Origin of the sequence: Arcobacter defluvii, assembly GCF_013201725.1 — a bacterium.
Lineage (GTDB): Bacteria > Campylobacterota > Campylobacteria > Campylobacterales > Arcobacteraceae > Aliarcobacter > Aliarcobacter defluvii.
On record NZ_CP053835.1, the window covers coordinates 2,684,500 to 2,711,044 of the forward strand.

At 27.7% G+C, this 26,545-nt stretch carries 25 protein-coding genes; 10 read left to right on the forward strand and 15 right to left on the reverse strand.

Features of this window, described 5'->3' with window-relative positions:
* Window positions 1–6: 6 nt before the first annotated feature.
* From aroA to efp, 5 genes are all read left to right on the forward strand, one after another.
* A complete protein-coding gene (gene aroA / locus ADFLV_RS13420) occupies window positions 7–1,287 on the forward strand; it encodes a 3-phosphoshikimate 1-carboxyvinyltransferase (protein WP_129010878.1) in 1,281 nt (426 codons plus the stop codon).
* Between the two features lie 8 nt (window positions 1,288–1,295).
* Window positions 1,296–2,132, forward strand: a complete 837-nt coding sequence (locus ADFLV_RS13425; RefSeq protein ID WP_129010877.1) for a 4-hydroxy-3-methylbut-2-enyl diphosphate reductase — start codon at window positions 1,296–1,298, stop codon at window positions 2,130–2,132.
* Between the two features lie 66 nt (window positions 2,133–2,198).
* Window positions 2,199–3,851 carry a 30S ribosomal protein S1 gene (locus ADFLV_RS13430; RefSeq protein WP_014475248.1) on the forward strand — a complete coding sequence of 551 codons (1,653 nt, stop codon included), beginning with the start codon at window positions 2,199–2,201 and terminating at the stop codon, window positions 3,849–3,851.
* Between the two features lie 14 nt (window positions 3,852–3,865).
* Window positions 3,866–5,449 carry a phosphoglycerate dehydrogenase gene (serA, locus tag ADFLV_RS13435; protein WP_129010876.1) on the forward strand — a complete coding sequence of 528 codons (1,584 nt, stop codon included), beginning with the start codon at window positions 3,866–3,868 and terminating at the stop codon, window positions 5,447–5,449.
* 9 nt (window positions 5,450–5,458) lie between these two features.
* On the forward strand, window positions 5,459–6,019 hold the full coding sequence (gene efp / locus ADFLV_RS13440) for an elongation factor P (RefSeq protein ID WP_014475250.1): 561 nt from the start codon (window positions 5,459–5,461) through the stop codon (window positions 6,017–6,019).
* A gap of 11 nt (window positions 6,020–6,030) precedes the next feature.
* Here efp and ribD read toward each other — a convergent pair whose 3' ends face one another.
* The 11 genes from ribD to nadA all read right to left on the reverse strand — a co-directional run bounded on the left by ribD (window position 6,031) and on the right by nadA (window position 17,388).
* Window positions 6,031–7,035, reverse strand: coding sequence for a bifunctional diaminohydroxyphosphoribosylaminopyrimidine deaminase/5-amino-6-(5-phosphoribosylamino)uracil reductase RibD (gene ribD, locus ADFLV_RS13445; RefSeq protein ID WP_129010875.1), 1,005 nt, complete (start codon window positions 7,033–7,035; stop codon window positions 6,031–6,033).
* Between the two features lie 92 nt (window positions 7,036–7,127).
* A complete protein-coding gene (gene rimP / locus ADFLV_RS13450; RefSeq protein ID WP_129010874.1) occupies window positions 7,128–7,556 on the reverse strand; it encodes a ribosome maturation factor RimP in 429 nt (142 codons plus the stop codon).
* On the reverse strand, window positions 7,556–7,915 hold the full coding sequence (gene rbfA, locus ADFLV_RS13455; protein WP_014475253.1) for a 30S ribosome-binding factor RbfA: 360 nt from the start codon (window positions 7,913–7,915) through the stop codon (window positions 7,556–7,558). The genes rimP and rbfA overlap by 1 nt, the downstream gene beginning before the upstream one ends.
* Entirely contained in the window at window positions 7,915–10,605 is a 2,691-nt protein-coding gene (gene infB / locus ADFLV_RS13460) for a translation initiation factor IF-2 (protein WP_129010873.1), read from the reverse strand. Before infB ends, rbfA begins: the two co-directional genes overlap by 1 nt.
* 301 nt (window positions 10,606–10,906) lie before the next feature.
* On the reverse strand, window positions 10,907–11,788 hold the full coding sequence (gene thrB, locus ADFLV_RS13470) for a homoserine kinase (protein ID WP_014475256.1): 882 nt from the start codon (window positions 11,786–11,788) through the stop codon (window positions 10,907–10,909).
* Window positions 11,789–11,799: 11 nt separating this feature from the next.
* On the reverse strand, window positions 11,800–12,243 hold the full coding sequence (locus ADFLV_RS13475) for a hypothetical protein (RefSeq protein WP_228712372.1): 444 nt from the start codon (window positions 12,241–12,243) through the stop codon (window positions 11,800–11,802).
* 12 nt (window positions 12,244–12,255) lie between these two features.
* Complete coding sequence (gene lpxC, locus ADFLV_RS13480; protein ID WP_014475258.1) at window positions 12,256–13,161, reverse strand: UDP-3-O-acyl-N-acetylglucosamine deacetylase; 906 nt, start codon at window positions 13,159–13,161, stop codon at window positions 12,256–12,258.
* Entirely contained in the window at window positions 13,158–14,543 is a 1,386-nt protein-coding gene (locus ADFLV_RS13485) for a M23 family metallopeptidase (protein WP_129010870.1), read from the reverse strand. Before ADFLV_RS13485 ends, lpxC begins: the two co-directional genes overlap by 4 nt.
* A complete protein-coding gene (locus ADFLV_RS13490) occupies window positions 14,527–15,513 on the reverse strand; it encodes a DHH family phosphoesterase (RefSeq protein ID WP_014475260.1) in 987 nt (328 codons plus the stop codon). The genes ADFLV_RS13485 and ADFLV_RS13490 overlap by 17 nt, the downstream gene beginning before the upstream one ends.
* Before the next feature lie 67 nt (window positions 15,514–15,580).
* Window positions 15,581–16,402 carry a carboxylating nicotinate-nucleotide diphosphorylase gene (gene nadC, locus ADFLV_RS13495; protein WP_014475261.1) on the reverse strand — a complete coding sequence of 274 codons (822 nt, stop codon included), beginning with the start codon at window positions 16,400–16,402 and terminating at the stop codon, window positions 15,581–15,583.
* Window positions 16,399–17,388, reverse strand: coding sequence for a quinolinate synthase NadA (gene nadA / locus ADFLV_RS13500; protein WP_129010869.1), 990 nt, complete (start codon window positions 17,386–17,388; stop codon window positions 16,399–16,401). Before nadA ends, nadC begins: the two co-directional genes overlap by 4 nt.
* 89 nt (window positions 17,389–17,477) lie before the next feature.
* On the opposite strand from nadA, the gene plsY reads away from it, so the two are divergent.
* From plsY to prfB, 5 genes are all read left to right on the forward strand, one after another.
* The gene (plsY, locus tag ADFLV_RS13505) at window positions 17,478–18,101 is read left to right on the forward strand and encodes a glycerol-3-phosphate 1-O-acyltransferase PlsY (RefSeq protein WP_129010868.1); all 624 of its coding nucleotides are present in this window, start codon (window positions 17,478–17,480) and stop codon (window positions 18,099–18,101) included.
* Entirely contained in the window at window positions 18,098–18,412 is a 315-nt protein-coding gene (locus ADFLV_RS13510) for a dihydroneopterin aldolase (RefSeq protein WP_129010867.1), read from the forward strand. Before plsY ends, ADFLV_RS13510 begins: the two co-directional genes overlap by 4 nt.
* A gap of 250 nt (window positions 18,413–18,662) precedes the next feature.
* On the forward strand, window positions 18,663–19,892 hold the full coding sequence (locus tag ADFLV_RS13515; RefSeq protein ID WP_129010866.1) for a major outer membrane protein: 1,230 nt from the start codon (window positions 18,663–18,665) through the stop codon (window positions 19,890–19,892).
* 159 nt (window positions 19,893–20,051) lie between these two features.
* The gene (locus ADFLV_RS13520) at window positions 20,052–20,690 is read left to right on the forward strand and encodes a c-type cytochrome (RefSeq protein WP_172658811.1); all 639 of its coding nucleotides are present in this window, start codon (window positions 20,052–20,054) and stop codon (window positions 20,688–20,690) included.
* A 99-nt stretch (window positions 20,691–20,789) separates the two neighbouring features.
* Window positions 20,790–21,890 (forward strand): peptide chain release factor 2, encoded by a 1,101-nt coding sequence (gene prfB / locus ADFLV_RS13525; RefSeq protein ID WP_129010864.1) that lies wholly within the window; start codon window positions 20,790–20,792, stop codon window positions 21,888–21,890.
* A gap of 18 nt (window positions 21,891–21,908) precedes the next feature.
* Here the strand turns inward: prfB and ADFLV_RS13530 are convergent, their stop codons facing one another.
* The 4 genes from ADFLV_RS13530 to ADFLV_RS13545 are packed head-to-tail and all read right to left on the reverse strand — an operon-like array spanning window position 21,909 to window position 26,543.
* On the reverse strand, window positions 21,909–22,796 hold the full coding sequence (locus ADFLV_RS13530; RefSeq protein ID WP_129010863.1) for an HlyD family secretion protein: 888 nt from the start codon (window positions 22,794–22,796) through the stop codon (window positions 21,909–21,911).
* 12 nt (window positions 22,797–22,808) lie between these two features.
* Window positions 22,809–23,009 carry a DUF1656 domain-containing protein gene (locus tag ADFLV_RS13535; RefSeq protein WP_129010862.1) on the reverse strand — a complete coding sequence of 67 codons (201 nt, stop codon included), beginning with the start codon at window positions 23,007–23,009 and terminating at the stop codon, window positions 22,809–22,811.
* Complete coding sequence (locus tag ADFLV_RS13540) at window positions 23,006–25,129, reverse strand: FUSC family protein (RefSeq protein WP_129010861.1); 2,124 nt, start codon at window positions 25,127–25,129, stop codon at window positions 23,006–23,008. The genes ADFLV_RS13535 and ADFLV_RS13540 overlap by 4 nt, the downstream gene beginning before the upstream one ends.
* Entirely contained in the window at window positions 25,116–26,543 is a 1,428-nt protein-coding gene (locus tag ADFLV_RS13545; RefSeq protein ID WP_129010860.1) for a TolC family protein, read from the reverse strand. Before ADFLV_RS13545 ends, ADFLV_RS13540 begins: the two co-directional genes overlap by 14 nt.
* Between the last annotated feature and the right edge of the window lie 2 nt (window positions 26,544–26,545).

The following is a 26,545-nucleotide window of genomic DNA, read 5'->3' on the forward strand; positions in this document are numbered from 1 at the left end:
AAAAGAGTGGAAAAATTTAGTATAAAAAAATTAACAAAACCATTTAATATAGAAATAGATTCTATCGCAAGTGATAAATCAATATCTCACAGATGTGCGATGTTTTCACTTTTTTCTTCTCAAACTTCTTATATTAAGAATTATTTAACAGCCGAAGATACTTTAAATACTTTAAGTATTGTAGAACAACTTGGTGCAAAAATAAAAAGAGATGGAAGTTATGTTGAAATAACTCCAACACAAACATTAACTGAGCCATCAGATGTTTTAGATTGTGGAAACTCTGGAACTGCAATGAGACTTTTTTGTGGTTTATTAGCTAGTGTTGATGGAGCATTTACACTAACAGGTGATAAATATTTAAGAAATAGACCAATGAAAAGAGTAGCTGATCCTTTAAGAAGTATTGGTGCATTAATTGATGGAAGAGAAAATGGAAATAAAGCTCCTTTATTTATAAGAGGAGTAAAAAAACTTCAACCATTTACTTATCACTCACCAGTAGATTCTGCTCAAGTAAAATCAGCAATGATACTTGCAGCTTTAAGAGCAAATGGTATTTCAAGATATAAAGAAAATGAACTTACACGTGACCACACAGAAAGAATGCTAAAAGGTATGGGTGCAACTTTAGAAAATGATTCTGAAGGATTTATTAACATTCATCCACTAACAGGTCATTTAAAACCTTTAAATATTACTGTTCCAACTGATCCTAGTTCAGCATTTTTCTTTGCAGTTGCAGCAGCAATTACAAAAAATGCAAGAGTTTTAATAAAAAATGTAACATTGAATCCAACAAGAATTGAAGCTTATGAAGTCTTAAAAAGAATGGGTGTTATAGTTAATTTTATTGAAAAAGAAAATATTTATGAACCAATAGGTGATATTGAAGTTATTAATAATGAATTAAATGGAGTTGAAGTTAGTGAAAATATTTCTTGGTTAATTGATGAATTACCTGCTCTTTCAATTGCAATGAGTTTAGCAAATGGAAAATCAAAAGTTTCAAATGCAAAAGAATTAAGAGTAAAAGAAAGCGACAGAATCTCAAGTGTAGTAAATAACCTTAAACTTTGTGGTGTTGAATATACAGAATTTGAAGATGGTTATGAAATTATCGGTGGAATTATGCAAAAAGCAATAATAAATTCTCATGGAGATCATAGAATTGCAATGAGTTTTGCAATTGCTGGATTAAATTGTGATATGGATATTGAAGATACTCAATGTATAGAAACTTCTTTTCCAAATTTTAAAGAGATTGTAGATTCGTTATATAAATAAGGTAAATAATGGAAATAAAATTAGCATCTAATTATGGATTTTGTTTTGGTGTAAAAAGAGCCATAAAAATTGCAGAAGATTACAAAAATTCTTCAACAATGGGACCATTAATTCATAATCAAGATGAAATAAATAGATTAAAAAATGATTTTAATGTTGGTTTATACACAAATTTAAATGATGTAAAAGAGAATGATACAGTTATTATTAGAACACATGGTATTCCAAAAAATGATTTAAAAAATTTAAGAAAACTAAATGCTAAAGTTATAAATGCTACTTGTCCATTTGTAACTACTCCTCAACAAATAGTAAAAAAAATGTCAAGAGAAGGATATTCTATTCTTATTTTTGGAGATGCTGATCATCCTGAAGTAAAAGGTGTTCAATCATATGGAGAAGACCAAGAAGATGTTCATATTGTACTTGAAACTTCAGACTTAGATAAAATTGTATTTAAAAATAATAAAATTGCAACTATTGCACAAACAACGAAAAAAAAAGAAAAATATCTTGAAATTGTAAATGCACTGATTCTAAAAAATAAAGAAGTTAGAGTATTTAATACAATTTGTGATGCAACATTTGAAAATCAAGATGCAGCAAGAGAACTATCAAAAGAAGTAAATATTATGATTGTAATAGGTGGTAAAAATTCATCAAATACAAAACAATTACACTCTATTTGTATAGAAAATTGCCCTGATTCATATTTAATTGAAAATGAAATAGAAATAGATAATTCATGGTTTGAAAATAAAAAATTGTGTGGTATAACAGCGGGTGCAAGTACTCCTGACTGGATTATTCAACAAGTTGTAGATAAAATAAAATCATTCAAATAAGAGTTTTAAGTCAATTTTCTGTATAATCTTCCCATTTAATAAAACTGGTAAATATGAAGGAATAAAATGGGTATCGAAGATATTGATTTAGGTGAAGACTTTGATTTTGAGCAAATGCTAAATGAGTCTTTTGAGAATGCAGAAAATAATTCTGTGGTTGATGGTGTAATTGTTGAAATTACTAATGAAAGAGTTTTAGTTGATGTTGGTCAAAAAATTGAAGGTCAATTAGCTATTTCAGAAATTACAATTGGTGGTGAAATAAAATATAAAGTTGGAGACACTATCCCTGTTATGTTAATGGGTAATAGAGGGGAAAGACCAAGTATTTCACATAAAAAAGTTTTACAAAAAGAAAAATTTGATGCTTTTGTAAAAGCTCATGGTGAAGATTTTGAAGATGTAACAATCGAAGGTAAAATCATTTCTGTTAAACAAAGAGGTGGTTTTATAATTGAAGATGCTGATGGTTGTGAATATTTCATGCCTATGGCACAATCTTATCTAAAAGCACAAGGTGCAATTGGAAAAACTGTAAAAGCTAAAGTTATCAAGGTAAATAAAGCTCAAAATTCAATTATTGTATCAAGAAAAAAATTAATAGAAGAATCAAAAGCTGTAAAAGACAATAAAGTTTCAGAAATTTTAGAAAATAAAGAACCTGTAAATGGTATCATTAAAAAAATTACTTCTTATGGAATGTTTGTTGATTTAGGTGGAATTGATGGTTTAGTAAACTACAATGAAATTTCTTATAAAGGTCCTGTTAATCCTGCAAATTACTACAATGAAGGTGATGAAGTTTCTGTTGTAGTTTTATCTTATGACAAAGCAAAACAACACTTATCATTATCAATTAAAGCTGCACTGTCTAATCCTTGGGAAGAAATAAAAGATGAATTAGAAGTTGGTGATACAATTACTGTAACTGTTTCTAACTTTGAATCTTATGGTGCATTCGTTGATTTAGGAAATGATATTGAAGGATTATTACATATTTCTGAAATTTCATGGAATAAAAACTTAAAAAATCCAAAAGAACTTTTAACAATTGGTGAAGAAATCAATGTTGAAGTTATTGAATTAAATGTTGAGCAAAAAAGATTAAGAGTATCACTAAAAAATTTACAAGAAAAACCTTTCACTAAATTTACTAATGAGCACAAAGTTGGAGATGTAATTAAAGGTAAAATTGCAACTTTAACTGATTTTGGAGCTTTTGTTTCAATTGGTGAAGTTGATGGTTTATTACATAATGAAGAAGCTTCTTGGGAGCCAAATGCTAAATGTAAAACTATCTTTAAAAAAGGTGATGAAGTTGAAGTAAAAATTATCAAAATTGATAAAGAAAAAGAAAACATTTCATTATCAGTTAAAGAAATAGCTGATTCTCCAGCAAAAAGATTCCAAGATACATATAAAATTGGTGATATTGTAAAAGGAACTGTTAAAGATACAAAAGATTTTGGTATTTTTATAAAATTAGAAAATAATCTTGATGGATTAATTAGAAATGAAGATTTTGGACCATTAAATCCTGATGATATTAAAAATGGTGACGAAGTTGAAGCTGTTATTGTAAATATTGATACTAAAAAAAATAGAGTTAGATTATCAGTAAAAAGATTAGAGCAACAACAAGAAAGAGAAGTTTTAAAATCTGTTAATGATGATTCATCTATGACTTTAGGTGATATTTTAAAAGATCAAATGAAATAATAGGGATTATTTAAATGAGTAAACATACAATAGTAGTTTGTGACCATATACATGAAGCTGGTTTACAAATACTTCAAAATACTGAAGATGTAAATTATGTATATGCAGCAGATATAGATAAAACAGAGCTGTTAAATATTATAAAAGATGCTCATGTAGCAATCACAAGATCTTCAACTGATGTAGATGAAAAATTTTTAAATGCAGCAACAAATTTGAAAGCTATTATTAGAGCTGGTGTTGGATATGATAATGTTGATATTGATGGATGTAGTAAAAGAGGAATTATTGCAATGAATGTTCCTACTGCAAACACAATTGCAGCAGTAGAATTAACAATGACTCATATGTTATCTTGTATGAGAAAATTTCCATATGCTCATAATCAATTAAAAAATGATAGAGTTTGGAAAAGAGAAGATTGGTATGGAAATGAACTTTATGGAAAAAAATTAGGAGTTATCGGTTTTGGTAACATTGGACATAGAGTTGCATTAAGAGCTAAATCATTTGAAATGGATGTTGTAACATACGATCCATATATTCCTTCAACTAAAGCAACTGATTTAGGTATCAAATATACAACTAGTTTTGATGATATTTTAGCTTGTGATATTATTACAATTCATACTCCAAAAAATAAAGAAACTATCGATATGATTAGTTTTGAAGAAATTGCTAAAATGAAAGATGGTGTAATTTTAATAAATTGTGCTAGAGGTGGATTATATAACGAAGAAGCATTATATGAAAACCTAAAATCTGGAAAAATTGCAATGGCTGGAATCGATGTATTTAAAAAAGAACCTGCAATAAATAATCCTTTACTAGATTTACCAAATATAACTGTAACTGCTCACTTAGGTGCAAATACAAAAGAATCTCAAAAAGAGATTTCTATTCAAGCTGCAAATAATGCTATAGAATCTGCACGTGGAATTGCATATCCAAATGCTTTAAATTTACCAATAGATGAAAGTAAAATTCCTTCATTTGTAAAACCATATATTGAATTAACACAAAAAATGGCATTTTTATTAGCACAAATTAGTAAAAGTGAAATTAGATCAATCAATATCTCAGCTGAAGGTAAAATTTCTGAATATTTAGACTCTTTACAAACATTTGCAACAGTAGGTGTTTTAGCTGTTAGTTCTGGAAGCGAAGTAAATTATGTTAATGCAAATTTTATTGCAAAAGAAAAAGGCATTGAATTAACAATGTCTGAATTATCAAATTTAAGTGGCTATCAAAACAAAGTTTCAATTAAAATTACAACGCCAACTGGCGTAAAAACAATCTCTGGAACTGTATTTAATGATGATGTTCAAAGAATTGTTGAATTAAGTGGATTCCAATTAGATATTGAACCAAAAGGTAAAATGATTATCATGAGAAATAACGATGTACCAGGTGTTATTGGTGAAGTTGGTAGAATTCTTGGTGATAATAATATTAATATTGCTGACTTTAGATTATCAAGAGGTAAAGATGGTGCATTAGCTGTAATACTTTTAGATGAAAAACCAAATTCAGATATATTAAAAAAACTTGATAATTTAGAAGCAGCAATTGCTGTTGCTTATGCCGAAATTTAAGGAGAGAATATGGCGATTGGAATGAGTGAATTAAAAAAGGGATTAAAGATCGAAGTTGATGGAGTTCCTTATAAAATTACAGAATACCAACATGTAAAACCAGGAAAAGGTGCTGCATTTGTTAGATGTAAAATAAAATCATTTTTAAATGGAAAAGTTATTGAAAAGACTTTTCATGCAGGTGATAAATGTGAAGTGCCTAACTTACAACAAAAACAAATGCAATTTTTATATGATGATGGTGAATTATTACAATTTATGGATACAACTTCTTATGAACAAGAAGGTTTAACATATGAACAAGTTGGTGAAGCATTTGATTGGATTATCGATGGAATGAATGTTGATATGATGTATTATAATGGTAAAGCGATCACTGTTGAACCTCCTATGGTTGTTGAACTTAAAATTGTAGAAACACCACCAAACTTTAAAGGTGATTCTCAAGGTGGAAGAAAACCAGCAACATTAGAATCGGGTGCCGTTGTACAAATTCCTTTCCATATTTTAGAAGGTGATATTATCAAAGTTGACACTAGAACTGGTGAATACTTAGAAAAAGTAAAATAGTAGCTTTGCTACTATTTTCTTTTTAAATATATAATTTTTTCTTCTCCAAGATAATTTTCATGTACTATCTCAAAATCTATATCAATTTCATTTAAAGCATTAATTCCATTTCTAATTTTTGGACTAACAATAAGTACAATATAATCAATCTTCTCTTTTAATATATTCATTAATTTATAGACACCTTCTACCATAACAAATTTGTAATCAAGTAATTTAAATAAATCATCACTTATAAATACTTCTCTATTAGCTACTTTGAATAATGGTATAGCATTATCAAATATTTTATTCTTACTATAAATCATAATATCCGGTGCCCGTCCACCTATATATCTCGCATCAAGAGTTGGCTTATCAATTCTTACAGTATTTCCGCCAATAAGCATAAGGTCTACTTTATCTCTTAATGTATGTACATATAATTGGCTCATCTTTGATGATATAGTACCATCTATACAACCATTTAAAGTTTGTGCCATTTTATAAAAAATAAATGTTCCATTACTCCATTTTATAAATGGATACAAAAGATTATATGCTTCTTTTTCCATACATCTTAGACTAACTTCAATATTAGCACTTTCTAACGTTTGTACGCCCCCTGACGCAATTTTATTTATATCTTCATGTCCAATAATTACTCTTTTTGGTTTCAATACTTTTAATAAATTTGCACAAGATGGAGTTTTTCCAATGTGATTGCAAGGTTCAAGTGTTACGAAAATTTCACAATCATTAAAATAACCATCGTGATTTTCTATAAGAAAATTATGGATTTCTTGTGAATTATTTTTTGTTTTTAATATTGAGTTTGGATTTTCAATTAAATATGCTGATTTAAGTGCATTAATTTCTGCATGTGGCATGCCAGCTTCTTTATGAGCTTCAATTGCAAGTAATCTTCCATCTTTAACAATTACGCAACCCACAGCAGGATTAGGATAAGTTAAAAGTTGATATTTCCATGCCTCATCAATTGCTAATTTCATATAAAAATTATCATCTATTTTCATTATAATATTCGCTTTAATTTAAATTTGGAAAGTAGTATATATTAAGTAGTTTTAATTAGTTGTTAAAATTAGAAAAGATGACTCTTCTAATTTTACCATTCAAAATAAGTAGCAGCTGCTAATATAGAGTCATATGTTAATTCATCTTCGCCAAATTCAGTTTTAATTATGATTTTTTCATCATCTGCAAAAATCAATTCACCTTTATAAACCTCTGTTGAGAAATCTTTTATTTTAACTTTCTCACCAACTGATGCAATAAAATGTTCTTTCTTTTTTAACTTTCTTTCTATTCCTGGAGAACTTACTTCTAAAACATACTCTCCATTCATTGGTTCATTTACATCTAATATCGGAGAAATCATTCTAGAAATTTCAGCACATTTATCTAAACTAATCCCACTATCAGCTGTAACAGAAACTCTAAAAATATTTTTATCATGTTCTCTTGCAGTTGTTATGTCATACAAGTTTGCGCCTAAACTTTCAACTGCTAATTTTATTGATTCTTCTAAATTCATTATTCTTCACTCTTTGTTGTTTTTCTAATTTGGGCAAATAAATCTTCTATATGTTTTGATTTTTCCAAAGATGTATCATTAACAAATGTAAAATTTGGACATTTATACCAACCTGTACTTGCTAATATATGTGTTTTTAATCTTCCATTAGCTTTTATTAAAGATGATATAATTTCTTTTATTTCATTTTTATCATAATCAGAACCATCAAAATATACAATTGCATCATATTTTCCGTTTTTGCAATTGATTCCTGTTATAGGAAGTGAATTTATCCTAGCATCTGCCAAATTTGATAAAGCTTCTGGAATCAACTCCATAAGTAAAGATTCTGTTCTTTGTAAATTAATACTTTTCATTAATTATCTACAGATACTTTTTCTTCGATTTGGATGAATGTTTCGATAAAATCTCCAACTTTTATATCATTGAATTTTTCAAACATAATACCACATTCATAACCATTTGCAACTTCTTTAACATCATCTTTAAATCTTTTTAATGATGAAATTTTACCAGTATAGATAACTACGCCATCTCTAATGATTCTTGCATGCCCACCTCTAATTACTTTACCGTCAGTTACTAAACATCCTGCAACAGTTCCGATTTTTGGAACAACAAATGTATCTCTAACTTCTGCTTGACCGGTATTCTCTTCTCTAATAACTGCACTCATCATTCCAGATAATGCATCTTTTATATCATCAATCAAATCATAAATAATTGAATAAGTATTGATTGTAATTCCATCAGCTTTTGCTTTTGCTTTAACTGAACCTGTTGGCCTTACATTAAATCCTAATATAATACAACCATCACTTGCACCAGCTAATATTAAATCTGATTCAGTAATTCCACCAACAGCTGCATGAATTACTTTTACTTTTACTTCATCATTTGCAATTTTTTCTAATGATCCTTTTATAGCTTCTAAAGAACCACCAACATCTGCTTTTATAATAACTGGTAATTGTTTTATTTTCCCTTCAGCAATTAATCCACTCATTTCTTCTAATGATACTTTAGTAGATTTTGATAGTTCTTTTGCTCGTGCATGTTCAGCTCTTGTTGTTGCTATATCTCTAACTTCTTTATCTGAATCCATTGCAACCATAAATGAACCAGTTGTTGGAACTTCATTAAGTCCTAAAACCGTTCCTGTTTCTGAAAGCCCTAACTCTTTAACAGCTCTTCCACTATCATCAGTAATTGCTTTAACTCTTCCAAATGTAGTATCACAAACAATATTATCACCAATTCTTAGGGTACCATTTTGAACAATAATATTTGCAACAGGACCTCTTCCTTTTTCTAAAGAAGACTCAATTACAGTAGCTTTTGCTTTAGCAGTTGGATCTGCTTTAAGTTCAAGTAGTTCAGCTTGAATTAAAATATTTTCTAATAATTCATCAATACCTGCTCCAGTTTTTGCAGATACACCAATAAATTCTGTATCTCCACCCCAATCTACAGGTGTTAAATCATGCTCTGCCATTTGAGCTTTTACCATATCTGGATTAGCAGTCTCTTTATCCATTTTATTCATAGCAACAATAATTGGACAACCACTAGCTTTTGCATGAGAAATAACTTCTTCTGTTTGTGTTTTAACACCATCATCAGCAGCTACAACAATAATAATAATATCTGTTACATTAGCTCCTCTTGCTCTCATCGCAGAGAAAGCTGCGTGACCTGGAGTATCAACAAAAGTAATTTTTTGTCCATTTTTAGTAACAGTATAAGAAGTAATATGTTGTGTAATTCCACCTGCTTCTGCAGCAGCTATTTTAGAACTTCTTATTTTATCTAATAAAGATGTTTTACCATGATCAACGTGACCCATAATTGTTACAACAGGAGGTCTTGTTACATATGAACCTTCATCTATATCTTCACCTAAGTAATCTTCAACATAATTAACATCTTCCAAAGCATCTTTTACAGTTACTTCTATTCCAAATTCTTCACCAAGAATTTCTAACTCATCTTGTTTTAAAAAGTCATTTTTTGTAACCATCATTCCTAAACTAAATAGTACTGTAATAACTTCAGCTGGTGATTTACCACAAGCTTCTGCAAATTCATAAACTCTAATATCTTCAGGAATAGTTACTTCTTTAATTTCTGCAATTTCTTGTGTTCTTGAAATTCTTTTCTTTCTTTTTCCTCGTTTTAAACCTTGTGGAGTATTTCCAAATGCTGCAGGTCTTGAACTTCTTGATTGTTTTGCAGGATTTTGTGGTTTTGGTTCATCAAAAATTTTAAATGAATCACCTAAGTCCATATCAAGTAAAACTACTTCTTCTCCAAGTAAAGAATCATCAGAACTTACAAAATCATCTGAATATTCTCTATTTACATCAAGTTTTTTCCCATGATCTTGAGGTTTAACAATAGTTTTCTTTTTTTCTTTTTTATTTTTAGCTTTTCTTAATTCTTCTGCACTTAAAGAGTTGTCATTATTGAATTTTTCATCTTCTTCATTTCCACCTAAAATTTCACTTAAAGATTTCATTTGTTTTTTTGGTTGAGTTTCTGCATCAAAAGAAGTTTTAATTTCTACATTTTCTTTTGGCTTTTTCTTTTTAATAATTACTAAACCTCTTCTTTTAGGTATAATTTTATTCGCATTATCAGGATTTACGTCAGGTTTTTCCATCTCATCTTGAGTTCTTAAAGGAGTTTTTGAAACAGGCTTAGAGATTATTACTTTTTTTAATTCAGGTTTTTTTCTAACTTCATTCTCTTTTTTTTCTATAAGTTCAACATTTTCTTCTTTTTCAACTATTTTTTCTAGTTTTTTATCTTCTTCTATCTTTTCTTCTTTTTTAATTACTTTTTTTTCTTTTGAAGCTGGTTTATTAGAAATTTTTGAACTTTTTCCTGTCATTATATAGGTTGCAATTTCTTCAGCATCTTCAAATGATACTGCACTTTGCGGTGATTTTAGTTCTATTCCTAAATCTTTAGCTTTTGCAATAACATCTTGGCTACTTGCTCCCGCTTCTTCTGCAATTTCATAAACTCTTACTTTATCTGACATCTCTTAGCATCTCCTTAAGTTGTGTGACATACTTATCTTTATTTTTACACTCTTTACAAAGTGATTTTTCAAATTTTTTATAATCTTTTCCATTTATATCTAATTGTAAATTTACTTTACATTCACTACAAATATAAAAACTTCTACCTTTATTGTCATACAGAGACAATTTTTTATCTTCACATTTTAATCTTAATAGCTCTTTTTGTTCGAACTTACCCTTACATATTATGCATGTTCTTAAGATTTTTTTCAAACTAGCCAATTATTATACCCAAATTATACTTAATATCAAAAATAATCAAATTTCTATTCTCACTCCAACATTATCAAAATCAACAGTGAATACTCTGAAATGAGGAAATTTAAGTTTTAATGCTTTTTCTAAATTTTTACTATCATCAGAATAAGTCATCGAAAATAATGTTGACCCAGAACCAGATAATGTACTCATTAAAGCACCTTCTTTAAGTGCAGTTTTTTGTACGTCAAAAAGTTCAGGCATTTGTTTCATTCTATATTTTTGATGGATTTGGTCATTTGATGCGTATTTCAACATTTCCCAATCTTCTGCCATAAAAGCTGCAGTTAATAAAGAGGAATGAGAAATATTGAAAACAGTATCTTCTTTAGAATATTTAAAAGGCAATGTTTTTCTTGACATTTGAGTTGAAATTGCTCTATTTGGGACAACAATTACTGCTTTTAAAGTTTTTGGTATAGCTTTATTAATATATTTTACTTCATTTTCTTGTACACAAGCAACATTAAATCCACCCATTACAGCTGGTGTAATATTATCAGGATGGCTTTCATAGGCAAGTGCAAGATTTAGTAGTTTATCTTTTTCAAGTTTTATTCCTTCAATTGCATAAGCACTTGCAATTGCAGAAACAATAACTGCAGATGAACTTCCTAAACCTCTTGATAAAGGAATTTCATTTTGAAATTCAAATCTAAAGTGTCTTTTTTTATGTGATAAGTTATGATAAAAATCATTAAAAATAGAGATAAACATATTGTTATCTTTCAAGGCTGGATTGTTAGCACCCTCTCCTTTTAAAGATACACTATGAAATTTAGATGGTCTAATTATAACTTGATTTTTCATAGAAATTGCTAGACCTAAACAATCAAATCCTGGTCCTAAATTTGCACTAGTAGCTGGAACGCTTACTTTCATCCATTTCCTTCTTAAACTGCTGGTAAATTATATATTGGCAGTGTTTCTTCTTTAAAATTGTATTTTTCTATACCCATTGGTAATTCAAAGTCGTGGATTATACAATCTTTTTCTAAAAAATCTACTTTAATTTTATTTTCTACTCTAATAAAGTATTTTTTACCTAAAGCTTTAATTGGGGAATTATTATTAAACTCAAAACCTTCAATAGCATTAAATTCAATATTTTTTGAAATACATATTGTTTTTAAAAATATATATGCAACTTTAATTGACATAAAAGAACCAGGTGAATTTACATAAATAATTTTCTTGATATCAAAGTCATTTAAGAGATTTTTAAATAAGTTAGGTAGCAAATCAGAAGTTTTACCATCAAGTTTATAATCTTTTATCAATTTTTTATTTTCATAAATACCTATTAACAATGGATTTGATATTGTAATAACTAACACTTCAATCAAGTTTTAATTCTCTACTTTTGAATAAGCCATTTCAAACACAACAGCTTCACTACTAGCTTCTTCTAAATCAATAATTTCATAATTTGATTCATCTTCGTAAAGTTTTTTTGTAAGTAAATGATTTAAATGATGACTTCCTGCAATTGCATCATATTCACCAACAAGTGTGTATTCTAAAAGAGCCATATCTCCTATTGCATCTAAAATTTTATGTCTAACAAATTCATCATCAAATCTTAATCCTTCTGGATTTAAAACTTTTGTTTGGTCAAGTACAATTGCATTTTCCATTGATCCACCTTGAGCTAATCCAATACTTCTCAAATATTGAACTTCGTGCAAAAATCCAAATGTTCTTGCTCGACTTATATTTTCCTTATATTCTGCAATTGAATAATCAAAATGAAATTTTTGTTTTCCAATTGCTGGATGCTCAAAATTTATCTCAAAATCATATACTATTCTATCAGATGGTTTTAAACAAACTTTTTTCCCATCAGGAGTTGTAACTTCAACTAGTTTTTTGATTTTTATAGCTTTTTTTGATTTATCTAACTCTTTTATTCCAGCTTCTTCAATTAGCATACAATAACCTGATGAACTTCCATCTAGAACAGGAACTTCATCATTATCAACAACAACTCTTAAATTATCAATTCCATAAGCATAAACAGCAGATAATAAATGTTCAATTGTTGAAATTACAACTCCATCTTTACCAATAACAGTAGCCATTTTTGTATCAACAACAAACTCTTTTTTTAATGGAATAGTAACTCCTGCATCAACTCTATAAAAAACTATTCCCATATTACTATCAAGAGGTTCTAGTCTCATTTTTACAGGAACACCTTTATGAAGACCTATTCCTACAATTTCAACACTTTTTGCTATTGTTCTTTGTTTCATTTACTGCTTCCATTTATTATTTTAATTGCATCATTCATTGTTTTTGTAAGATTTACTTTTATCCAATCATTATCAAGCCATTCATTTGGATTTGCTTCTATACCTTGAACTAAAATTCCAAAATGCAAGTGATCTCCAAAAACAGCTCCAGTTGAACCAGTTTTAGCTATAAGTTGTCCTGTTTTTACCTCATCATTCACTTCAACATTTTGACTACTTGTATGAGCATATAAAGTAGCTAGTCCTAATCCATGATCAACAATAATTGAATCACCGTAAATTCCTAAATAATCTTTAAAAATAACTTTTCCTGGATTTGTTACATTTACATCAGCTCTTTTAACACTTGCCCAATCCATTCCTAAATGCCAAGCTTCATCAATTTTTTGTTCATTATAATAATAATGTCTTCTTTCTCCAAATTGTGCAAATGTAGCTGCATTTGGCATTCTTACAAAAGTTTTTACATCAAATGGTATTTTCCCACTATTTGCTAAATTTTTTCTAACTACATCTTTTATAGTTTTAACATTTTTTTCTCTTAATTCTTTATTTGTTTTTACAAATGCTTCAATCGTATCAGAAGGAACAGTCATATTACTATTTTCTAAAACATGTTTACTAACATTATTTACAAATTCATCAGATACTTTTATATCATCGATTTTTTCTTTAAAACTTTTAATATAAAATGGAACTTTGCTAACTGTTTTATTATTTGCCATATCAACTGCAACTAAATTTACCCTTTTAAATTCTTTTATATCAATTGGCCAAGTAATAATAGAAATATAAAAACCTTTCTTATAAAAAGGGAATAATTCAAAAATTTCTTCATCATTAAATGTAATATAATAATCTTTTAAGTTTTCATCATTAATTTCGACAACAATAACTCCACTACCACCTTGTCTTAATAAATATGAATTTGTTACAACATTTGCAATAGGACTTCTTTTATCAATAATTATTTTTGATTTTTTAATTGATTCATTTCCTCTAAAGAAATTCCACTTACTTGTATCAAAAGCTTGGATTTGTAAACTTCCGCTTGTTGGTTTATAAAATTCATCAAAAACAGGTGGAGTAATTTCTAAATCTATTGAACCATTTTCATCTTTTAATACTTTAGTATCTAGCCTAACTTGTTTGTCACCATCAACAAATAATACTTCATAAGATTTAATACCATAATCATCTGATATATTTATTTTTATTGGTTTTTGTAAATTCCAATAAATTTCATCTTCCGCAGTTATTTTTGGTGCATTTCTCTCAAAAGTAGGAGATAAAAATAAAAAACCAACTATCGCAACTAATACAAATAGAACTATATAAACCCATAATCCTTTAATACTATTTTTATTATTTGTAAATTTCAAGAATTTCCTTTAAAACTATTTCTTTCGCTTTTTCAACATCAAGTAGATCCAACGTACATCCAGCAGCATTAAAATGCCCACCACCATCAAAATGAGAAGCAATTGCAGATACATCAATTTTACCTTTAGAACGCAAAGATACTCTTGATACTCCATTTACTATTCTTACAAAAAAAGCTATTCTTACAATTGCTATACTCATCACCATATCAAGAGCATCTTCACAATCTCTATTATGGGCTCCTGTCTCTTTAAACCATTCTTCTTTTGCAATGATAGAAGCAACTTCTCCCTCTTTATATAATTCTAGACTATCTAATACTTTAGGAATAATTCTATATTTTGCCAAAGAATCTCTTCTTAATAGCTTATTTGCTATTTCAGAAGGACTTGCTCCACATTCAACTAAAAAATTAATCTTTTCAAATGTAATTTCATCACATCTATTTAAAGAAAAAGCTAAAGTATCATCATAAATTCCTACATATAATGCAGTTGCAGAATTTTTTGTAATATACAATCCATTATGTTTAAAAAATTCATATACTAACTCTGCTGTTGAACTTTTGAGAGGATCAACTATATTTACTACACCAAAACTATTATTTGATTTGTGATGATCAAAATTTATAAGAGGAATTGACGAATCTAATTCAAAGCCTAATCGTTTATAAGTTCCACAATCAACACTAATTGCTAAATCAAAAAATGCAGGTAATTGATCTGTTATTTTTTCAAATCTTGGAATAAAATCAAGATTTTGTGGTAAATCAGAACTTATATTATAAACTTTATGTTTTATCTTATTTTCATAAAACAAATTTGATAAAGCCAATGCAGAACCTATAGAATCAGGATCAGGATTTACATGAGTAATAATCAAAATATATCTACTTTTTTCTATAAGTTCTAAAGCTTTTGTATATTCTGACATATCAACTTTATTACTTATTATAAAATCTTTTTTCATCCTTCTCCTTTCTAAACAAATTTAAATCTAACAAAAACTTACTAACAAAAAGTTAATCAAACTTCTTTTAATCAAATTTCATTGAAAAATCAAGCCAAGTTGATTGGTGAATAATGCTTCCACTACTAATTGCATCAACACCTGTTGTTGCATATTCTTTTATTGTTCTTAAATTTATATTTCCACTGGCTTCTAATAAAATATGAGGATAATTTGCATTTCTAAATTCTACAACTTCTTTTATTTGTTCAATATTCATATTATCACACATTATTATATCACCACCAGCATGCATAGCTTCTTTTACTTGGTCAAAAGTTTCACACTCTATTTCAATTTTTGTAACCCAAGAAATTCTTTTTCTTGCTTTTTTTATAAACTCTTCTAAATTACTTATTGTTCTTAAGTGAGTATCTTTTAGCATTAAACAATCATCAAGTCCAAGTCTATGATTGATTGCTCCACCAACTCTTGAAGCATATTTTTCAAAATCTCTTAATTGTGGTCTTGTTTTTCTAGTATCGAGTAAAACAACACCTGTCCCTTCAATCAATTTTGCATATTTATTTGCCATTGTTGCAATTCCACTTGCATGTTGAAGCATATTTAAAAAAGTTCTTTCAGACGAAAGTAAAATAGATGCTTTTCCTTCAAGTTCAGCAATTACATCACCAACTTTTATCTCATCACCATCATTTTTTAAAAATTTACAATCAAATTTTTCAGTTCTTGCTAATACTTTTGCATATTGAACACCTGCGAGTATTCCATCTGATTTACAAATAGCTCGCGCTGTAAATCTTCCCTTTGGAGCAACATCGAAGAATAAATCCCCTCGACCATTATCTTCAATAATGGCATTTTTTACAAATTTTTTGATATTAATCATACTTCAAACATCCTTTCTAATGCTACTTTTGCCCATTTTGCTGTTTCTTCACTTACAAATATTTCATTCTCTTTTGAAATGTTATCATCTTTAATAGATTTTAAAGTTTTATAAACATCTTCAAGCGTTGTTTCATTCATTGTTGGACACTCTGGTTTTGTTGAACTTAAAATATATGTATTTTTGCTTCTTAATCTATTAACCATATTAAATTCTGTTCCAACTGCTATTTTCTGCTCAGGGTCTAAATTTTTAATATATGTTATTAATTGTGAAGTTGAACCTACAAAATCTGCTTTATCGCAAACACTAGGATCACATTCAGGATGAACTGCAATCAAAATATCAGGAAATTTTTCTCTATAAAAATCTATATCATCAGCAGTGAACTGTTGATGAACAGAACAAAACCCGTTATAACAAATAATATCAGCCTCTTTTAAATCACTTCCATCACCAACAACTGCTGATTTTAGATTTAGTGATTTTGCGAAATTTTGCCCTAAACAACGATCAGGAACAAAAAATATTTTTTTACCTGATTCTAAACCTTTTTCAATAATTTTATAAGCATTTGAAGAAGTACAAACCATTCCACCCATTTGTCCAACTTTTGCTTTTACTGCTGCACTAGAGTTAATATATGTGATTGGTAAAATATTTTCGTTTGCAATACCTGCTTCATTAATCTTTTTTAAATTTTGTTCAAAATAACCTTCATCTATCATCCTAGCCATTGCACAACAAGCGATTTTTGGCATTAAAACTCTTTTTTGTGGGCTCATAACTTTTACACTTTCACCCATAAAACCAACACCACAAAAAACCACAAATTTAGAATCAGTAAGCATTACTTTTTTTGCAAGTTCTAATGAATCACCTGTTATATCAGCCAACTCGAAAACTTCATCTCTTTGATAAAAATGTGCCACTAAAGTCACATCTAATTCATCTTTTAATTTTATTATCTTTTCTTTTAAATCCAAAATAAACCTTCAAATTTTTATTAAATGTGAATATAACAAAACTTTAGTTATAATCTCATTTAATTATAGACTTTAAACAAAGGTAATAAATGGATTTTTTTACAAATACAAACATACTATTTTTTATAGCAGCGTATCTTATTGGTTCTATTCCATTTGGTTCAATTTTAGCAAAAACATTTGCAGGAGTTGATATAAAAACTCAAGGAAGTAAATCAATTGGTGCAACTAATGTTTTAAGAGTAGTAAAAGAAACTAACCCTAAATTAGCTAAAAAATTAGGTATTGCTACTGTTTTACTTGATGCGTTAAAGGGTACTTTAGTTTTATTATTTGCTATGTATTATGGAGTAAGTGATTCTACTTTATGGGGAATTGCAATACTTGCTGTTTTAGGACATTGCTACTCAATCTATCTAGGACTAGAAGGTGGGAAAGGTGTAGCCACAGGACTTGGAGTATATCTTGTACTTATCCCTATTCCAACATTAATTGGTGCTGTAGTTTGGATAGTTTGTGCGAAAGTTTTAAAAATATCATCATTATCTTCACTTCTAGGATTAGTTGCTGTAGTAATAAGTGCAAGTTTTTTAAACAATGGATTAAATGTAGGCTCAAATGTTCCTATGTATATCATTGCATTTATCATTATATATAAACACATACCAAACATTATAAGAATAATAAAAGGTGAAGAGAAAAAAGTTATATGAAAATACATATTGATAACTTAACTTTTAAATGTATTATAGGAATACTTGACTTTGAACGAATAAAAAAACAAAAAGTCGTTATAAACTTATCTTTTGAATATGAATTTTCAGAAGATAAGTTTATAGACTACTCTGAAATTTCAAATCTAATAAAAACTACAATGAAAAAAGAAAAATTTTTTCTACTTGAAGATGCAATTTTGCATTTTGAATCATTATTACAAAACAATTACAATATAAATAATCTTGATATTAAGATATCAAAACCGAATATCTTAACAAATTGTATAGTTTCTCTATCAAATAAATAATTATTTATCAAATAAATAAGAGTAAAAAAGTCCTAAAATAGCAATAACACAGCATATTTATTCTGTTAATTAAAAAATAACTTAAATTAACAGTTAATTAACACAGAATTAACCATTTTAAGAAAACTTTAAAATTTAGTGGTGTAGAATGGTCGCAACGGTATGTCGGAAAAGGTTTAAAACCTATGTTTTAGATGAGTTCGCGCGCTCCGGTAGACTGATAATAGATTTCGAAATTTTAGGAGAACAAATGAAAAAAATCGCAAAATTAAGTTTAGTAGCTGCTGTAGCAGTTGCAGGATTAACTACTGCTAATGCTCAACCATTAGAAGAAGCAATCAAAAATGTAGATGTATCTGGATCTGTAGTATATAGATATAATGACTATTCAAATGATGAAACTGATAATTCAGATGTACAAAACAACTATAAAGTTGCATTAAACTTATCTTCAAAAGTAAATGAAGATGTTAAATTTAACTCTAGATTTATCGTTGGTGGAGCTGATTCAGGTTATGCAACATTAGATAGTGGTAAAAATTCAGATCAAAATGTTGATGTAACATTATCTCATGCATATTTTGGATATACTGGAATTGCAAATACAACTGTAAACGTTGGTAAACAAGGTTTAACTACTCCTTGGACTGTTGCTATTGATTCAGATAACAATGAGCAAACAGGAACAGGTATCTTAGCACTTTCTACAGTTGGACCAGTTACTTTAGCTGCTGCTTATTTTAATCAAACTAATTTAGATAAATCATCTGATGCAAAAGTTTGGAATACTAATTTAAATAAAGAAGTTAAAATTACAAATTTAAATAATACTGACCCAGCTAGTGGTGTTTTAGTTGATGGAAGTTTAGATGTTGCGACGGTTGGTGCAATTGCAAACTTAGACTTTGTTACTCTAGATGCTTGGTATTTAGATATGCAAGATTTATTTGATACTTATACAATTGGTGCAAAAGCTGATTTTGATTTAAGCGGAGTAAAATTAGGTATTGATGCAAGATGGGCTTCTTTAGATCTAGATGATTCAGATACAGATAATAATATTGCAAAAATCATGTTAACTGGTAAAGTTGGAATTGTAAATGCTAAAGTACTTTATGCTACAACTGATAAAGAAGGTGGATTAACTGCTTTAGATAATGATGCTGTAACAACTGTAAATGGATGGAATACAACTGTAAATGGTAAAGCTGATGCTGATTATTGGCAAACAACTTTAGGTGTAGATATATTATCTAACTTAAACTTATCAGCTAACTACAATAATTTACAATATGTAAATGATACAACAGATATGGAAGAAGAAGAATTATATGCTCAATTAACTTATAAAATGAGTAAAAACTTCAATACTTATGTGAGATATGGTACATATACAAAAGAATATGCATCAGGTGTTAAAGATGGTGATAAAATCAATGATGATACAAGAGGAAGATTACAAGTTGAATATACATTCTAATATTTTTAGAACTATTTAACTTTACTTTTTCTAAGGGTGGGGAGTTTTCCTCACCCTTTTTTATTTATAAAAATATTTTAATCTATCTAATAAAAGATATTATAATAATTTAATCTTATTATGATAAAATCTTGTAATTTTACAAAAAAGGATTTTATCTTGAAAAAAGCAATTCTTTCATCTATTTTATTATTAGGAACTACATCTATAATCGCAGATACAACTATGTGTTTCAAAGAAAACCATGCTTCAATGAGTACTATTGAAAATACTGCTTTAAATGGTGGGGCATGTGAAGGTAAATATTCAATCAATGATATGAAAGCAAAAGGTTGGATTGTAGATGATATAAAAATTTCTCAATCAGCAAATGGAATGAATTTTATCTATATTTTAAAAACTCCAAACTCTTCAATTCAACCTGTAGTTGCAGGAAATATATCGGGAAATTCTGCTGATATGGAAGCAAGAATCTTAGCTAAATTAGAAGCAAAAAAAGAAGCTCAAGAAAAAGCAAAAGTTGAAAAAGAGTTAAAAGATGCAGCAATAATTGCAAAAGAGCTTTATACAAATAAATGCCAAACTTGTCATGGAACAAATGGTGAAAAACGTGCTTATAATAGTGCTAGACCATTAAGAGATTTATCACAAGAAGATATGCAAGAATCAATCAAAAATTATAAAGTTGGAAAAGTTGATTCTATGAATGCAAATATAATGGCACCTTATGCAAACTTTATTGATTATAAAGAAATCAAAGGCATCTATGCATATTTAAAAGAATTAAATAATAAATAAAGAATAAGGATTTTATCCTTTTCTTTCTTCTTCTAAACTCTAATCACTCTTTATAGAAATTTAAAGTATAATTTCCTTTTTTAAAGGATTAAGGCTAAAATGGACGCATACGAATATTCAGAACTATTAAAACTACTAAATACAAAACTCAATAATATAAAAGGTATTTTAAAACCTGATGATTTAAATAAAAGATTGGATGAAATCAAACAATTAGAATCATCTCAAGATTTTTGGAATGATGTAGAAAATGCTACAAAAATTGGTATAGAAAAAAATAGAATTTTAGGTAAATTAAATAAATTCAATAAAGCAAATGATTCTTTAAAAGGTACAAATGAACTTTATGAAATGGCAACTGAAGAGAAAGATGATGAAACTTTAGAAATGCTATACGATGAAGCAGAAGATTTGGAAAAACTTATCAAATCAACTGAAATTTCTGTAATGTTATCCAATCCTGATGATGCTTCAAATGCAATTGTATCTATTCATCCAGGAGCAGGTGGAACTGAGTCACAAGATTGGGCAAGTATCCTTTATAGAATGTATTTAAGATGGGCTGAAAGAAATGATTTCAAAGTTGAGCTTCTTGATTATCAAAATGGTGATGAAGCAGGAATAAAAGATGTTTCATTTATTATCAAAGGTGAAAATGCATATGGATATATGAAAGCTGAAAATGGTATTCATAGACTTGTAAGAATCTCTCCATTTGACTCAAATGCAAAAAGACATACGTCATTCTCATCTGTGATGGTGAGTCCTGAAGTTGATGATAATATTGATATTGTAATAGAAGATAAAGATATTAGAATTGATACATACAGAGCAAGTGGTGCTGGTGGACAACACGTAAATAAAACAGAAAGTGCGATTAGAATTACACATATTGCTACAAATATAGTTGTTCAATGCCAAAATGACAGATCTCAGCACAAAAATAAAGCAAGTGCTATGAAAATGCTAAAATCAAGACTTTATGAATTAGAACTTGAAAAACAACAAGCTACAAAAGATGGTATCGAAAAGAGTGAGAATGGTTGGGGACATCAAATCAGATCTTATGTTTTACAACCTTATCAACAAGTAAAAGATAGTAGAAGTAACATTGGTTATTCAAATGTTGATGCTATTTTAGATGGTGATATAACTAAAATTATTGAAGATGTATTAATAGCAACTTCAACTTCTAAATAATGAATCATTTTTGATTCATTATTTCTCTTCTTTCTTTGGCTCTATTTTAATCGTACAAGTTATTCCTGCTCTTAAAATAAATCCATCTGGAACTTCATCTATTTCTATTCTTACAGGTATTCTTTGAGCTAATCTAACCCAAGTAAACGATGGATTTACATTTGCTAAAAGTCTTTTACCTATTTCATTATCTCTATCAGTAATACCACTTGAAATACTTGATACATGCCCTTTTAAAATAAAATTTGTACCTAAAGGTTGTATATTTGCAATATCACCCTCTTTTATAAGAGGTATTTTGTGCTCTTCAAAATATCCGTAAACCCAAAAAGAATTATTACTAATTAATGCTAAGGTATTTTCACCTCTATTTATAAAATCCCCACTTTTTAAAACTAGATTTGAAACCCAACCATCTTCAGTTGCAATTACACTAGAACGCTCTAAATTCAATTTTGCAATATTTAGCTCAACTAAAGCTTTATCATAATTTGCTTTTGCTATATCTAATTGATATTTTGCAGTTTCATGTTCTTCTTTTGAAACAACACTATTATCAACTTTAAATCTTCTATCAAACTGTTTTTTCTTCATTTGATATTCAGATTTTTGTATTTGAAGAAATGCTTCTGATTTTGCTACATCTTCTAAAAATCTTTTTTTATCAATTTGGAAAAGTAAATCACCTTTTTTTACAAATTGATTATCTTTAACATAAACTTTTTCAACTAAACCACTAACATCAGGAGAAATCATGATTGTATCAGCTCTTATTCGTCCGTCTCTTGTCCATGGATTATTCATATAGTTATGCCAAAGTTTTAATGCTAGAAAAACTGCAATTACAACTATAAAAAATGTAATTGCAAATTTTATGAATTTTATTAATTTACTATTTTTATTCATTATTATATTTCCTTAATTATAAATCAAAATTGATGGTATTGCAAAAAAGCATACAAATAAAGCTGTTCTAAAAAGTCCAGGATGCCAAACATAATTATAAACTCCAAGATCAGCTAAAATTCTATTTATAAAGATTTGTACAATTCCTGCAACAATAAATATTACTACCAATGTTGGTATTTCATTTCCTAATAAGGTAACCACTAAATTCATCTTATTTCTCCTTTAGAGGGAAGTGATATTTTATTTAACATAAGAGTATAAATTAAAGAAATTTCTATTAAAATATTTTGCATAACTCTTTGTTCAATAGCTGATTTATATACTCTATTTTTTTCTAATTCAATAAAATCTTCTTTAATTTTAAAAAAAATTCTTTCTTTTTTATTTTCATCTTTTAAAGAAAAATAATCCTTTATAGAATCTAAGATTTCATAAACAAATTTTGGTTGATTATCTGTTTTAAACTCTTTTAATAAATTCTTTATATCTATAATTGCTCTTGCAATTTCAATACTTGAAAGTAGCCATTGAAAAATCAAAGTATTTGATTGAGTATTTAATCTTCCTTGGGTTGAAAAGTGTTGAATCAGATCTAAACCACGACTTTCTAAAACAACCCTCCTTAAATCTTTTTTTTCATAAGTTAATTTTATTATTCTATTTACTAATAGATTTGATACTCTTCTTTTTGTCCAAGATTCAGACCAAGAATTTATAAGTTCATAAGCAACACCAGCAACAATTATTCCTATTAAAGAAGAAATACTTGTTTCAAAATAAGTAATATAATCCATACTATAATATAAATTCATCGAACAAACAGTAATAATAATAAAAATAAATCCAAATGCAAATAATCCTCTTTGAGGTGAAGTTCCAAGCCAAGCAGCTATTGCAAAAACAGGAGCCATTACAAAACAAAAAGTTGGAATATCACTAACATAAGTTGGAATTAAATAAAAATTATAAATTCCTGCCACAAAAAAAGATACAATTGAACCTTTCAAAAAACTTTTACTCGCATTTATTGGATTTGGAATAGAACTAAACATAAGTGTAGTTGCAACAGCTGAAATAATTGCAAAAGGAGCATAACCCCAAGCTGTAATAATCCAAAATATTGTCATCACAATCAAAACAATCGCTGCTCTAAAAGAAGCTAAAATAACAAGTAAATTATCAGTATATGTAGAGAATTTCACTATTTGGCTTACTTCTTCACTATCATCATTTTTTAGTTTACTATTTAAAAATGATATATATGTTTTTGTATATTGGGAAAATTCATCAAAAAATCGTAAGATTAAAAATGATGATGAATTAAAATCATTTTGTAAATCAAAATCTAAATCTTTAAATTTTTCTCTTTCTAAACCTATTTTTTCTTTTATTTTTATTCTTGTTGAATCAAATTCATTTATAATATTTTCTACATTGTATTCAAATAAATCATCAGAATATTTTTCTAAAAAGTTTTTTATTGGTTCATAAATTTCTTGTAATGATAAAATTATATTTTTATCTATTTTTTCATTGTTAGAAATTGTACTAATTATGTTCTTTAAAGAATGGAAAGTAACTGATAAATGCATAAATTCAGAATTTAATCTTTGATAATACATCTTATCTTTTTTATTGATATTACTTTCAAATATACTATTCACTCTAAGTGCATCTGAACCTAAAATATTTTTTGAGAAGTTTGAAGTATTACTCTCTTTACTAAAAATATTATTTGTATCTAAAACAGCTATAAATATATTTTTATATCTTTGTTTTTCACTTATAAATAGAGTATCTGATAATTTTTTTGGGAAAACAACTTCACTTATAACACTTGCACTTAATAACCCAACAACAACCTCTGAAAACCTCTCAACGGCAAAACCATAAACACTTAAAGGATTGTGAATATTTGGTAAAACTATTAAAGCAACTGTATAACCTGATAAAACAAATCCATAAGATATGAAATTCCTATATTTAAATCCAGCTGCTGCACAAATTGCTATCCAAATTGTAAAAAAACCCATAAACCAAACTCTATCTTGGGAAAAAGCAGAAGTCAAAACTAAAGAGATAATAAATCCTATAACTGTTCCCAAAAATCTATAAAAACTTTTTGAAAAAACCATTCCACTGTACATTTGCATTACAATAAACACAGTGAATACAGAAGTTTGTGGACTTGAAAGATTTAAAAACATTGATACACTCATTGCTATTAATGCTGCAATTGTTAATTTAACAACATAAATAATAATTGTTAAATCACCATTTATCCACTCTTGGAAAGCAGATTTAAAAATACCAATTTTAGCCTTTGGCATTTTTTAACTCTTCTTCTTTAAAGCCACCACCGATTGATCTTATTAAGTCCAATTCTAATTCTGAATGACTTTGTAATAATTCCATTTCAACAATATGAATCATTAAACTATTAATTTTTGTGTCATAATATAGAATTTTATCATTTAAACCAATCTCAAATCTTTTATTTGCTATTTTTTCATTTTGTTCAACTGATATTTGTTGTTCTTTATGCATTTTTATTTGTAGATTTTTATATTCAATTTTATTTAATACACCAACTACTTCATTTACTGCTTTATTTAAAATATCATTATATTCATAAACTGAACTATTGTATGTAATAACTTTATCATCTAAATTTGATTCTCTTTTTCCCCAATCAAAAATAGGTAAATCCAAAGCAACACCAGCAGAAGGAACAGTTGAAGATTTTGATAGAAATTCACCTGATAAAAATGATGTAAACCCTAAAAGTCCTGATAAATTTATATTTGGATAAAACTTAGTTTTTGCAACATTTATATTTTCATCATTGCTTAAAACTATATATTTCTGAATAGCTACATCTGCTCTATTTGATAAAAAATTTAAATAAATATCGTTTGATAAAACTAAATTTATTGATTCATGAATATCAGGTTTTTTTAGACTTTGTGCAAAACTTGGTAATTGTCCAGATAAGATACATAATGCTGAAATCTGTGCTTTTGTTATCTCTTTAATTGAATATTCATTATATTTCATTTGAGATATTTGAGCTTTTTTTTCATTCAATAATACTTCATCAATTAAACCATTATCAAATTTTTCTTTCAATATCTTGAACTCTTCATCTAAAATATTTACAATCTTTTCTAAAATATTTATTTTCTTTTCATTAAAATTCCAAGATAAATACAATTGACTTATAGCTAAAGATAGATTTAACTTAGTATTTTCGATATATGCTTTTTGTGCAAAAGCAATATTTTTAGCTGATAAAATTTTAGATTTTCTTTCATCCCAAAAATCAAACTTATAATCTAATGTCGTTGCACTGTGATATTGGGTGAAATATCCACCACCTAAAGGAGGTGGGAAAATATGATTTTCACTAAATCTTTGTCTAGTTAAATTTGATTCAAAAGATATATTTGGTAAATTTTCTGATTCAATTGCTCTTATTGTTGCATTAACTTTTGCAAACCTTTGTTTAACACTTTTTAATGATGGTGAATCATTTAAAGCTTTTTCAACAATAAAATTTAGCTGCTCATCTTCAAATAATTCCCACCATTTTTGAGTAATATTTTCTTTTGTTGATTTTGTATTTATAATTTTTAATTCATCAAATATCTGTTTTTCATCAATTTTTTCAACTTTTTCAATTTTGGGAACACAACCAATAAATAGAAAAAGAAATATTATGAAAATAAATGTATTTCTATTCATTA

What these genes read in the sequence shown, in the direction of transcription:
- serA (WP_129010876.1), top strand. Translation starts at nt 3,866, where the DNA reads ATGAGTAAACATACAATAGTAGTTTGTGACCATATACATGAAGCTGGT.
- thrB (WP_014475256.1), bottom strand. Translation starts at nt 11,788, where the DNA reads ATGAAAGTAAGCGTTCCAGCTACTAGTGCAAATTTAGGACCAGGATTT.
- plsY (WP_129010868.1), top strand. Translation starts at nt 17,478, where the DNA reads ATGGATTTTTTTACAAATACAAACATACTATTTTTTATAGCAGCGTAT.
- efp (WP_014475250.1), top strand. Translation starts at nt 5,459, where the DNA reads ATGGCGATTGGAATGAGTGAATTAAAAAAGGGATTAAAGATCGAAGTT.
- ADFLV_RS13535 (WP_129010862.1), bottom strand. Translation starts at nt 23,009, where the DNA reads ATGAATTTAGTGGTTACCTTATTAGGAAATGAAATACCAACATTGGTA.
- infB (WP_129010873.1), bottom strand. Translation starts at nt 10,605, where the DNA reads ATGTCAGATAAAGTAAGAGTTTATGAAATTGCAGAAGAAGCGGGAGCA.
- ADFLV_RS13430 (WP_014475248.1), top strand. Translation starts at nt 2,199, where the DNA reads ATGGGTATCGAAGATATTGATTTAGGTGAAGACTTTGATTTTGAGCAA.
- ribD (WP_129010875.1), bottom strand. Translation starts at nt 7,035, where the DNA reads ATGAAAATAGATGATAATTTTTATATGAAATTAGCAATTGATGAGGCA.
- rbfA (WP_014475253.1), bottom strand. Translation starts at nt 7,915, where the DNA reads ATGAAAAGTATTAATTTACAAAGAACAGAATCTTTACTTATGGAGTTG.
- prfB (WP_129010864.1), top strand. Translation starts at nt 20,790, where the DNA reads ATGGACGCATACGAATATTCAGAACTATTAAAACTACTAAATACAAAA.
- ADFLV_RS13540 (WP_129010861.1), bottom strand. Translation starts at nt 25,129, where the DNA reads ATGCCAAAGGCTAAAATTGGTATTTTTAAATCTGCTTTCCAAGAGTGG.
- ADFLV_RS13490 (WP_014475260.1), bottom strand. Translation starts at nt 15,513, where the DNA reads ATGAAAAAAGATTTTATAATAAGTAATAAAGTTGATATGTCAGAATAT.
- ADFLV_RS13425 (WP_129010877.1), top strand. Translation starts at nt 1,296, where the DNA reads ATGGAAATAAAATTAGCATCTAATTATGGATTTTGTTTTGGTGTAAAA.
- lpxC (WP_014475258.1), bottom strand. Translation starts at nt 13,161, where the DNA reads ATGAAACAAAGAACAATAGCAAAAAGTGTTGAAATTGTAGGAATAGGT.
- ADFLV_RS13530 (WP_129010863.1), bottom strand. Translation starts at nt 22,796, where the DNA reads ATGAATAAAAATAGTAAATTAATAAAATTCATAAAATTTGCAATTACA.
- rimP (WP_129010874.1), bottom strand. Translation starts at nt 7,556, where the DNA reads ATGAATTTAGAAGAATCAATAAAATTAGCAGTTGAAAGTTTAGGCGCA.
- ADFLV_RS13545 (WP_129010860.1), bottom strand. Translation starts at nt 26,543, where the DNA reads ATGAATAGAAATACATTTATTTTCATAATATTTCTTTTTCTATTTATT.
- ADFLV_RS13510 (WP_129010867.1), top strand. Translation starts at nt 18,098, where the DNA reads ATGAAAATACATATTGATAACTTAACTTTTAAATGTATTATAGGAATA.
- ADFLV_RS13515 (WP_129010866.1), top strand. Translation starts at nt 18,663, where the DNA reads ATGAAAAAAATCGCAAAATTAAGTTTAGTAGCTGCTGTAGCAGTTGCA.
- nadC (WP_014475261.1), bottom strand. Translation starts at nt 16,402, where the DNA reads ATGATTAATATCAAAAAATTTGTAAAAAATGCCATTATTGAAGATAAT.